Source organism: Brenneria alni (genome assembly GCF_003666245.1).
In the GTDB taxonomy this organism is placed as follows: Bacteria; Pseudomonadota; Gammaproteobacteria; order Enterobacterales; family Enterobacteriaceae; genus Brenneria; species Brenneria alni.
Window position 1 is genome coordinate 168,574 of record NZ_MJLZ01000003.1, and the last position, 11,295, is coordinate 179,868.

At 48.3% G+C, this 11,295-nt stretch carries 10 protein-coding genes; 4 read left to right on the forward strand and 6 right to left on the reverse strand.

Annotated elements, in window-relative coordinates; translation table 11 throughout:
* Positions 1-945 carry a PfkB family carbohydrate kinase gene (locus BIY29_RS02945; RefSeq protein ID WP_121573616.1) on the reverse strand — a complete coding sequence of 315 codons (945 nt, stop codon included), beginning with the start codon at positions 943-945 and terminating at the stop codon, positions 1-3.
* Positions 942-2,366 (reverse strand): purine-cytosine permease family protein, encoded by a 1,425-nt coding sequence (locus tag BIY29_RS02950; protein ID WP_121573649.1) that lies wholly within the window; start codon positions 2,364-2,366, stop codon positions 942-944. Before BIY29_RS02950 ends, BIY29_RS02945 begins: the two co-directional genes overlap by 4 nt.
* Positions 2,367-2,842: 476 nt before the next feature.
* Here BIY29_RS02950 and BIY29_RS02955 point away from each other — a divergent pair, with 476 nt between their 5' ends.
* A complete protein-coding gene (locus tag BIY29_RS02955; RefSeq protein ID WP_121573618.1) occupies positions 2,843-3,589 on the forward strand; it encodes a GntR family transcriptional regulator in 747 nt (248 codons plus the stop codon).
* A gap of 52 nt (positions 3,590-3,641) precedes the next feature.
* Here BIY29_RS02955 and dkgA read toward each other — a convergent pair whose 3' ends face one another.
* The 3 genes from dkgA to metC form a co-directional block, all read right to left on the reverse strand.
* Positions 3,642-4,469, reverse strand: a complete 828-nt coding sequence (gene dkgA, locus BIY29_RS02960; RefSeq protein ID WP_121573620.1) for a 2,5-didehydrogluconate reductase DkgA — start codon at positions 4,467-4,469, stop codon at positions 3,642-3,644.
* Between the two features lie 191 nt (positions 4,470-4,660).
* Positions 4,661-5,320: a DedA family protein gene (locus tag BIY29_RS02965; RefSeq protein ID WP_121573622.1), complete on the reverse strand. Its 660-nt coding sequence runs from the start codon at positions 5,318-5,320 to the stop codon at positions 4,661-4,663.
* 209 nt (positions 5,321-5,529) lie between these two features.
* A complete protein-coding gene (metC, locus tag BIY29_RS02970; RefSeq protein ID WP_121573624.1) occupies positions 5,530-6,723 on the reverse strand; it encodes a cystathionine beta-lyase in 1,194 nt (397 codons plus the stop codon).
* Between the two features lie 254 nt (positions 6,724-6,977).
* Here metC and BIY29_RS02975 point away from each other — a divergent pair, with 254 nt between their 5' ends.
* From BIY29_RS02975 to BIY29_RS02990, 3 genes are all read left to right on the forward strand, one after another.
* Positions 6,978-8,078, forward strand: a complete 1,101-nt coding sequence (locus BIY29_RS02975) for a DUF1615 domain-containing protein (protein WP_121573626.1) — start codon at positions 6,978-6,980, stop codon at positions 8,076-8,078.
* 1,011 nt (positions 8,079-9,089) lie between these two features.
* Positions 9,090-9,761, forward strand: coding sequence for a hypothetical protein (locus tag BIY29_RS02985; protein ID WP_147437133.1), 672 nt, complete (start codon positions 9,090-9,092; stop codon positions 9,759-9,761).
* A complete protein-coding gene (locus BIY29_RS02990) occupies positions 9,758-10,894 on the forward strand; it encodes a helix-turn-helix domain-containing protein (protein WP_121573630.1) in 1,137 nt (378 codons plus the stop codon). The genes BIY29_RS02985 and BIY29_RS02990 overlap by 4 nt, the downstream gene beginning before the upstream one ends.
* 250 nt (positions 10,895-11,144) lie before the next feature.
* On the opposite strand, the gene BIY29_RS02995 is transcribed toward BIY29_RS02990, so the two are convergent.
* A partial coding sequence (locus BIY29_RS02995) for a transposase domain-containing protein (RefSeq protein WP_147437134.1) occupies positions 11,145-11,295 on the reverse strand: 151 nt, incomplete at its 5' end.

An 11,295-nucleotide genomic window follows, 5' to 3' on the forward strand; every position in this document is an offset into this window, starting at 1 on the left:
TTAACCAGTCCGCTGCGGACTAGCGTCAGGAAAATATTGGCGCAGTGTATCCCAGTCCGGCGCGCCAGCCGCACCCTGGAGGGATACTACGCAGGCTGCTACCTGATTTGCCAGGTTGACGGCATCATCCAGCGGCCAGTTCGATGATAAGCCAGCCAGTAGACCACCACTGTGCGCGTCGCCTGCACCAATAGTATCCACGACCTTCACCGGGTAGGCCGCGATCGCTGTCGGCTTACCATCAGGAGGGCAAATCCAGGCCCCTTCCTTATCCAGCCGACAAATCAACGTTAAACCGCTGCATTGCGCATAACGCATGGCTTGTGAAACCACATCGCCGTCTCCGCAGAGCTGTTTTGTCTCATCGCGGTTTAAGGTCAGGATAGAGTTGCTGCCAGACAGCGCCGTAATAAAGTCCGATGGGATAAACGGTAAGCGTGGGCCTAAATCAATCAGCTTTTGCTGTGTCTGCTCCAGCGTCCATTCGCGCAATGCTTGTCCGCCTGTACCGAACAATTCATAGCCATTCAGGTACAGCAGCGCATTTTCTGGCAGCGTCAGCCGTTGCAGCATTTCCCGGCTACAGTGTGCCTCACACCCGGTCATGCCGATGAATGTCCGCTCGCCATCAGGCTCCGTCATCGCCAGGCACCAGCCGTTATCCATTTCCGTATTACGCAACAAGACCGGCAGGCTCATTTCCGTCATAGCGGTTTCGACAGCCTTTCCCCACGGCCCGTTACCGACCGGCATACCGTTGATTATCGGAACGTTGAGACGGTATAGGACACGGGCCACGTTGAACGCGCAGCCGCCAATCTGCTGGCCGAGATCTTTGCCCTCGATATCTTCACCTCTGAGCGGCAGGCGGGGAAGTGCTATCAGCATATCGCCGCAGGCACCGCCGACCACGACGACAGGGCGTTGAGGAGTAAATGTTGTCATCGCGCTTTCTCTTGCGGTTTAACCAGCAGGTACAACCAGTAGGCGATCAGGCTGATACCGAATGAGATAAACAGCCCTAAACTGGAGTCGGCGAAAATGCCCACCGCCAGCGGTCCGTCAATAAAGCCGGTTTTTGTCACCATCAGACCGGCGATGGCGCCCAGCAGCCAGCAAAAGAGCGGTACCCAGCGTACGCCAAGATTTCTGCCGTTTAAGCCAAACACCAGCTCGTCGCTGTAGCCGTTATGACGGCGAAGCAGGATGTAATCAAGGATAAACACCGCAGACCAGGGGCCGAGAAACAAACCGCAAAAAATCAGGAAGGAGATAAAGGGGGTAAGGAAATCATCGGAAATAAACAGTATATAGATAGCGATACCCACGACCAGTACGGCATCAAATGCCACTGCAACCGACTGGCGCACCTTAACGCCGATGGTCAGCAGGTTAAGGCTGGCAGAATAGAGGCTTAATACGGCAATTGTCACGATGCCCGCCGTGGCGGTCAACAGGTAAGGCACGGACATCCAGGCTGGCAATATCGTGCCGATCAGCGCAATCGGGTTGGCGGAACTGGAGAGGTCGGGCAATTGGGATGACAGCAAAATACCGGCCAGCATCAGCAGTATCAACGGTAACGCCGAGCCGCCGACTACAGCCGCGAACACGCTGCGACGGCTAGACGACGGATTCTGATAGCGACTGTAATCCGCGCCAGCGATAGTCCAGCCTACGCCGGTGCCGGCAGCAATCACCGAAACGGCGGGCAGGAATCCCGTTAACCAGTCGCCGGACGGCAGTGACAGCACCGTATGCCAGGGGGTGTTGAACAGAATATAAATCACCACCACCAGCGTCATGGTGCCGAAAATCCGGGTGATCCAGCTTTGCAGCAGGATCAGCGTATTCTGCCCCAGAATGCTGACGGCAATTGTCAGTCCGCCAAAAAGCAGCAGGCAAACGGCGGTCAGTCCATGACTGCTGTTGAGCCCCGTTGCTTCAAACAGAGCAGACAGCGTAAGTGTGCCGGTAATGAGGTTAACGGCCTCCCAGCCCATCAGCGTGAACCAACTGAATGCCGTGGGCGCAATATTACCTTTAAAGCCGAAAATAGTGCGCGATAGCGTCAGTGTGGTGGTGCGGCCGATTTGGCCAGCAAATGAGGTAAAGCCTACCAGTGTGAAACTGGCTATACCAAGAATAGCGGCAAGCATTGATTGAATAAAAGAGAGGCCGAACGAAACGACAATCGCGCCGTAGACAATACCGAGGATGCCAATATTAGCCGCACACCAGATCCAAAATAATTCCAGAGGTCGACCTGTCCGTTCGGCCTCTGGTACTCGTTCAATACCGGTATTTTCGACTTTCCATGTTTTATTTTGTGGTTGTACTTCTTCGTTTTGCCGTGCTTCACCCATGTTGGCATGTTCCTTTTTCATACCTGCCTGCAACGTATCATAAAGCTTAGTCGGTACCAGCGGATCCGACAGCGTACGGGCTTATTAGACTAGTCCAATATAGTAAAGATATGGTGAATGCGTTAGTTTGATATGTATCTATTATTAGAGCCGAAAAGAATGTTTTCGATTCAACCAAAATACTGGCGAACCTGTTTCTATGGTCATCATTCTGATGGCGCCACCTTTCGTCGCCTACATAGGCAACCAAGGATGGTGTCGCCAGAGTTTTTTTGTTGGTCGTTTAGTGACCCTGGTGTTGGCAAATCTTACGCCAGTTTATGAAAAGCAAACTAAATTCGCAAGGCCAATTCGAGGCCTTTATGATACCAATCTAAGGCCAGGCGGATTCTGTTCTACACCTTAATCTGGCTCAACATTTGTGTTTAACAATTGGGTATGCTGAAAGCAGGATAACGCAATAAAAAGGCTACGATATGCAGGAGTTACTTCTTTGGGTGAGGGCCGGGCTGACTGAACCGTCTTCAGCGCCTCGTTATATGCAGCTTGCGTCGCTGCTTGAGTCGGAAATTGAACGGCGAAAAGCATTATCTGGCCAATTTTTACCTGCTGAAAGATTGATTGCTCAACAAATTGGATTGTCTCGTGTAACGGTTTCCCGTGCGATGGCCTTATTGGAAGAAAAAGGTTTAATCGTGCGTAAGCAAGGTGTTGGTACCAGAGTGAGCCAGCGTTTAAATTACTCGCTGGATGACGATGAATCGGGTTTTACCTCATTGGTTCTGCAACAGGGTGGGATTGCTGGCAATCTTTGGCTGGAAAGGTGCAGGAAAAACCTCCCGGCCGCGATCGCCAAAGAAATGTCTTTACCGCAAGATACCCTGGCGACGAACCTGCGGCGTGTTCGGTTAATTAATGAGAAACCGGTATCGCTGGAAACGACATGGATCCCGCTGGCGCTATTACCAGAGCCGGAACAACTGGAACATTCGCTTTATCAATACTGGGCCGCCAGAAATATTTATCCGGATAAAAAACGCTATCGGCTAAAGGCGGTGGCATCACCGACCGATGTTGCCGGGTATCTGGAAGTGCCGGTAGGGTCGTCATTACTGTTATGCCGTCAGCATACGTATAACGCACAGGGCGATCTGCTGGAATACTGTGAAATCTATTGCCGCAGTGATGTATATGAGTTTCAGGTGACGGGCGGCATTTCGTGAATGAAATATCGCCGGTAAAAAAACAGCCTGACCGGCGAAGAGGAAGGCGGTATCAGTTGTTCCTCAGGGTGTCTGGATCGGAGCCAAGACGCTTGCCGCAGTCCAGTTTAGCTATTTCGCTTAACTCATCTTTATCCAGACGAAAATCAAACACGTTGAAATTTTCTCTGATGCGTGAAGACGTAACGGATTTCGGGATGACCACCAATCCGTTATCAAGATGCCAGCGGATCACGATTTGCGCAGGGGTTTTATCATATTTGGTCGCCAGTTTACGGATAATAGGCTGATCGAATACTCCCTCGCCGCCATGTGCCAGCGGGCTCCAGGACTCGGTCTGAATACGATGGGTTGCATTCCAGGTGTGAAGCGGGCGCTGTTGGAAAAGGGGATGAAGCTCAATCTGATTGATAACCGGCAACACGCCGGTTTCATCTTTCAGCCGTTGTATGTGATGGGTGTGAAAATTACTGACGCCAATGCTTTTTACCAGCCCCTGTTGCTGCAATTTAATCAACCCTCGCCAGGCATCCACATAAATATCTTGTTGTGGTTGTGGCCAGTGAATCAGATAAAGATCCACGTAGCGCAGTTGCAGCTTTCTCAGGCTTTCTTCCAATGCTTTCTGTGGGTTTTTCTGGTCGCTGTTCCAGAGCTTAGTAGTGATAAATAATTCTTCACGTGGAATTTCAGCTAATTGTAATGCCTGACCGACACCCTTTTCATTTTTATAAATGGCGGCGGTATCAATAGCGCGATACCCCGTTTTGAGTGCTTCGGTTACGGCAGCCACTGTTTCTTCATTACTTGCCTGCCAGACGCCAAGTCCCAACTGGGGTATGATATTGCCGTCAGCCAGCTTAAGTTTGGGTTGCGTCATATCACTCTCCTTTTTCGACCGTTAATCAATGTGTAACGGAGATAGGTAGCCCATTAATGTCGTGGCCGATGCGATATCGGTTTCCTCTACAATATTGGGTATATGACGTAATTCTAGTCGACAACTGATGCTATTGTTTAGCGGGCTAAGGAATATTCTTTATAACAGTTACAGATTGGTATGGGGATCGATCAGGCTGTGGAGTGTTTTTTACGCCATACCATCACAGCCATGCCGATTAACCCACTGACCAGCAGAATGATGGGCAGCAGAATCAGCGCAGTCATCACCTGATCTTCATAGCGTTTAATCAGTGGAATGTGGCTCATGGTGTAGCCAAGTGTGATGATGCCGCCGACCCAGAGGAAACCACTAAGCCAATTGAATATCTGAAAACGTGTATTATTTAGTCCGGAAATACCCGCGATAGTGGGTAACAGAGTACGGATGAATGCCAAAAAACGGCCAATCAGCAGTGCGACCAGGCCGTGATGGCGAAATAAGTGATAAGCCCGTTGATGATAGTGGGCGGGTAACTGCAACAGCCAGCCTTTTACCAACCGGCTATCACCCAGCCAGCGGCCCTGAAGATAGCTGAACCAGCATCCGAGGCTTGCGGCCACGGTCAGCAGCAGCATGGTGGGAATAAAATTCATGACGCCTTTGGCAATCATGGCTCCCGTCAGCAATAACAGGCTATCGCCGGGAAGAAAAGAGGCTGGCAGTAAACCATTTTCCAGAAACAGGGTTGTAAATAAAATACCGTAAATCACCCAAATTACATGGGGATCGGCCAGCGCGCTGAAATCCTGCTGCCATAGCGCCTGAATAATTTCATGAACCATGCTCATATTACTTCCTGCCAGATGACTGAAGCCCCAAGGAAAACGGAACAAAATAAATACCCACGCATAGGGTGCTTAGTGCGTTGATATCCGCGCAGGCCTATATGCTTATTTCAGTTAAGGTAAAGCGGTTTTAGTAAGAGTTTATCGCTTTCTATGATACACGCTTTACCTTTCCCGATGCAGTTAAATCAAGGGATAGGGGGCTGTAATGGTCACACTTCCTGAATTCTGTTAAATCCGGTAGCCAAATCGTCAATTAAATCATCACAGTCTTCAAGTCCAATATGTAACCGAATCAGGGTGCCGCTGAAGTCAACGCCGGCAACCGGTCGGATCGTTGCCAAATCATCCGGCTGATTGGCCAGAATCAGCGATTCAAAGCCGCCCCATGAATACGCCATACTGAAGTGTTCAAAGTTATCCAGATAATGGGCCAACTGCTTGCTGTTCAGCCTCTCTTTCAATACAAATGAAAACAAGCCATTACAACCCTTAAAATCACGGACATAGAATTCGTGACCTTTGCATTCAGGCAGGGCCGGATGATTAACCACGGCAACTTCGGGGCGCTCCGATAGCCATCTTGCGATGCGAATACTGCTTTCCTGATGCTGTTTAAGTCTGATCCCCAGGGTACGCAGGCCGCGGCTGGCGACATAGGCGGTATCGGCATCAACCATTTGCCCCATCAGATAGGAATGCTCGCGTAGCTGAACCCAGCAGCGTTCATTTGCGACGGCTGTACCCAGCATGGCATCAGAATGGCCCACAATGTACTTTGTGCCGGACTGCACAGAGATATCGATGTCAAACTCCAGCGCTTTGAACAGAACACCCGCCGCCCAGGTATTATCCATAATGATAACGATTTCCGGATTGATACGGCGAACGGCCTGCACAATCGCCGGGATATCCTGAACTTCCATGGTGATGGAACCGGGAGATTCAAGGAACACCACTTTGGTGTTTTCCTGTATGAGTTCGCTGATGCCTGCACCGATCAACGGATCAAAATAGGTAGTGCCGACATTCAACTTACGGAGAACCGTGTTACAGAAACTCTGAGTAGGTTCATAGACCGAGCCGGTGACCAGCACATGATCCCCTGCCGCCACAAAAGAAAGGATGGCGTTGGAAATCGCCGCCGCGCCACAGGGATATAATGCACAGCCAGCGCCGCCTTCCAGTTCGGTCATGGCTTCCTGCAAAGAGAAATGTGTCAATGTGCCACGACGACCATAGAACAACGCGCCTTTAGCCCGGTTAACGGCAGCGTGTTTTTTATCCTGAACGGTATCGAATACCAGCGAGGAGGCTCGTTGGATGACTGGGTTTACCGATCCCTGCGTGAATTTTTTGCTTCGCCCTGCGGCGACCAGAGTTGTTGCTGTTTTCTTGCTTGTCATAACCGATATCACCTTATTCTCTTTTTGGAACGTGCCGGGCTGACCCCCATTTGGCTGATACTTTCTACGTTATCACGGCTTAAGCTGTTCGTGGGCGGGCTTTTCTGATTGACGTGAAAAACGCTGCCAGTCATTTGATTAATGATGCCAGGTAAAACGATAAAAAGTGTACCGTCCTCTCTTTTTGTTCACTGGATCAGCGACGCTGGTTAAGCTAACGTTTCTCAGCCTTTCTCCTCATTCTCAGGGATAAGATGTCACATTATCGTGTTTACGAATGTCGCCCACTTTGTCTGGCGGCTTTGTTGGTACTGGCCGGGTGTTCGAGTCAGACCACGCAGGAGCCAGCGCCTCGCCCGGTGGACGTCAAGGCCCGGCTTATGCAACTGTTGCCTGCCAGTGTCAGCGATCGTCAAGGATGGGCAACGGATATTGCTGCTGCTTTTAGCGCGCAGGGCATTGATCCCAGCAATGAGAACCTGTGTTCGGTATTGGCGGTGACGGAACAGGAATCTACTTTTAACGCCGATCCGCAGGTGCCGGGCTTATCGAAAATCGCCTGGCAGGAGATTGATCGCCGTGCGGAAAAACTGCATATCCCGGCTTTGCTGGTGCGTACTGCGCTGCTAATCAAATCACCGAATGGCAAAAGTTACAGTGAGCGATTGGATACAGTTCGCAGCGAGAAAGCGTTGAGCGCCGTTTTTGACGATTTCATTAATATGGTGCCGATGGGGCAAAAGCTGTTTGGTCGTCTGAACCCTGTACATACCGGCGGGCCGATGCAGGTGAGCATTGCGTTCGCCGAGGCCAACGCCAAAGGCTATCCGTACAAGGTTGACGGCACGATCCGCCGGGAAGTATTCAGCCAGCGTGGGGGAATGTACTTCGGCATTATGCATTTGCTGGGTTATCCGACGAATTACACACAGCCCCTCTACCGTTTTGCTGATTTTAATGCTGGCTGGTACGCCAGCCGGAATGCGGCATTCCAGCGTGCGGTCAGTCAGTTAAGCGGTATTTCGCTGACGCTGGATGGCGATTTGATCAACTACGGTTCCGATAAACCGGGTTCGACAGAACTGGCGGTGCGTTCACTGGGTAAACGTCTGGATATGAACGATGCAGCGATCCGACGCGCACTGGAAAAAGGCAACAGTCTGGATTTTGAAAAAACCGGGCTATATCAACGGGTTTATGCGCTGGCCGATAAATCGGCAAGAGGAAAGGTTCCCCGTGAAATCCTGCCGGGTATTACGCTTGAAAGCCCGAAGATCACCCGTAAATTGACGACGGCGTGGTTCGCGAAGCGGGTGGATGAACGTCGCCAGCGCTGTATGGTTAGGGCGCGATAACGTTGCAAACGAATGGCGGTGCCTGAAAATTGCCGGGGAATGTATTGATTATTTTAACGTATTTCTGGCCGCAGATTGTACAACCCACGGCCAGATTATCAAAATATGTGATTACGCTTCATTCAGTTATTTTGCTTGGTATTTTTCCAGCAATTTCTGGATATCCCATAATCGAGATACTGCAATTGATGATAATTTTTCTTTGGAAACATTTCGATCAAGGGAAATACAATCTTTCCACAGTGAACGCCCGGCGATAACACCAGATGCACTGTTTCTCCGTGAAATATCAACCTGCTTTAGGAATGTGCTGTGATCGGCACTTGCGGAAAAACAGCCCAGGAAATATCACCGCATATTGCAGTGACTTTCGCGCAGGCCTCTTCTGTGTAGTCCCCCCTGAATTTAGTCTTATTTAACATAGTCGGTGATTTTAATCGGAAAGCGCTGGCAATCGAGGTTGACAGCTACCGACCCTGAGGTGACTTAATTTTATACAATGGTGCGAAAGCCTGACTCGAAAATAATTATATTATTATGTTTTTTAAAATCACGATGATTTCATCGACTACCATATTGACTCCAGCGTGCTTTATACAACGCTATTTTGGACACTTTTTGGAGAGGCTGTCGCATAGATAAGAAGGAGTATAATCTCCCCTTACTGACAAGAGAGGCCAGTAAATTTGACAGACTAATAAGTACGAGAAACCGGCACGCAAACTTTACAGTGGGCGATAACTATTGGGTAGACATTCTAACAGTTTGTATCCTAACCTACGGACAATAGGTCAATAAGGATAAAAATCAGCTTGTGAACATGAGAAGCTAACCATCGCGCAATTCCACTCAAAAGTAGCTATGGACCTCCACAACGTCTATCTAAAGGAGGTTTTGAATGCAAGATCTGCCAAAGCTTGACTTATCTTGTTTTTTTTCCTTTCTGGCTTGACTCATTCTAATTTTCACCATAAATTTTGGTTTACGATTACGAAAAAAGGCCAACTAGTAATGTCCACACCTCATCCTCAGCATTTTGAGCAGGTACTTACTGAAGAGCGTTTAAATGTCTTAGCAAAAGCGCTGCTTGAAGAATGTTACACAACGGAAGATGACCTACAATCTACATACGATTCTGGGTACTCACGAGGTTGTACTCGTTTTGACAGACAAAAAAATAAGCTGAAGTTACTAGCACTGAAATACAACTGGCTAACAATCTCTGATGGCAGTAATCGGTTAGTTATGTCAATTGAAGGGCTTCCATTCCGTTTTGCTCGTGATGAGCATAAGTCTCCTCGTAAACCCGCTACTTTATTGGTATCTGGCACAGAGGCAATCCAGAGAGAGAAATTCATCATCGAAAGCCAGATGGAAATGGATTTTGATGGTTCTTCTTGCAGTGAACAGGCTAGAAAACCTTCAGTTTGGCGCTTTTTTGTCGAAGTAAGTGAAAGTCTGGAAGATGAACGTGATTACAATATTTACTTTGTTGGCTTTAATGAGTTAAAAGAAGCGGTTTGCGTTTGGGAATACGCTAACAAGGTTGCCTTTGCAACCAGTGTTGATGACACGGAACATGAAGCTGTTGAGCTTTCCCCTGCTGTGGCCAAAGTGCCTCAGAAAAGTGTGAAAAAACAAGTTAACGATAAACTCGATGAAGATTCACCAGATGACCAATGAAAAAAGTTAAGTTCGATAGCGAATTTATCGGCTACAACATCAAATTAGCTCGCTTAATAAGCGGGCTAACTTTATCTGACATCGCTGATAGTGTCGGTAAATCTAAGCAATTCATCCATCAACTTGAAACTGGAGTTAAGCACCCTACGGATGAGTTACTTGATACCCTTGGTACATTGCTGCATGTCCGGCCTAAATTTTTTTATACGCCTCATTCATCAGTTTTGGATGACGAAAGTGTACATTTCAGAAGTAACAGGACAGCGAAACAAGTATCCAGATTAAGAGCAAAAGCTAGCATTGATCTCTTCATGAGATTGATCACCCTGTTAGAAAATTACCTCACTTTTCCAAGTGTGGATTTTCCATCAAGTAAGAAGGTCGTTGAAACTGCAAGTGATGTAGAGCAGGCTGCTGAATATACAAGAAACTATTGGCAGTTAGGATTCGGCCCTATATCTAATACGACTCGTTTGGTCGAACGTTCCGGTGCAGTTGTAACATTCTTCCGAGGAATATCTTCTGATGTTGATGCACTTTCAAGTGTAATCAGAAGGCCAATCATTGTTAGAAATGATGCCAAAGATAGCCCAGGACGCCTGAGATTTGATATAGCCCATGAGCTTGGTCACTTGGTTATGCATCAAGGTATTCAGACCGGTTGCAAGCTCACAGAGTCTCAAGCAAACCGTTTTGCCAGTGCTTTTCTTCTGCCAAGAACAGTATTCATAAAAGAGTTCAAGGTTGGAGCAAGAATGGATTGGCGTATGCTTTCAGAACTTAAAGGACGCTGGGGGGTAAGCAAAGCTGCTCTGTTATACCGAGCAAGGCAACTTGATCTACTGACTGAGGCCAAATACACCTCTCATATCATTACGCTTAAGAAATACGAGGCAAAAAAAGAGAAGGACGATTACCTCATCCCGTTTGAGCGCTCGGAGCTAATAGTCAACGCAATCCAGAATTATTTATCGGCATACAACAAAACGGTGGATGATTTACTTAACGAACTCTTAGTCGATGATGTCGTCATCAACCAAATTTTGGATTTTGACATTAACTCTCTGAGAGTCATTGAATCACCGCACTCAAATGTCATTCCGTTCTCAAGATATAGGAACCGACGCCCTTAGACTTGTGTACATTCGGAATCGAAGTGAAAAGGTAACTTACTGTTATTCATTGATTTCATTGTTATGGCAACGAATTCTTGGTGAGAGCGTTCAGAATTCTGAGTCAGACACCAATGCCCATAATGCCTCGTTCCAATGTGGGTTTTTTTCTTTTCTGGCTATGGTAGCTTTCTGGTAGTTGCAGGATGTTAGGTAAGCGTCCGGCGAACTCACATTGCGCGACTGAAGTAACATTATAGACTGGTCGGTATCAGCTAAAGCTATTTTCGGCGTAAGGCAACAGTTCGCTGATCCGGTTGTTGGGCCAGATAGGCAAGCGCGTTAATACGTCACGCAGCCAGATATACGGGTCGTGGCCGTTGAGTTTCGCGGTTTCCAGCAGACTCAGGATAGACGCCATC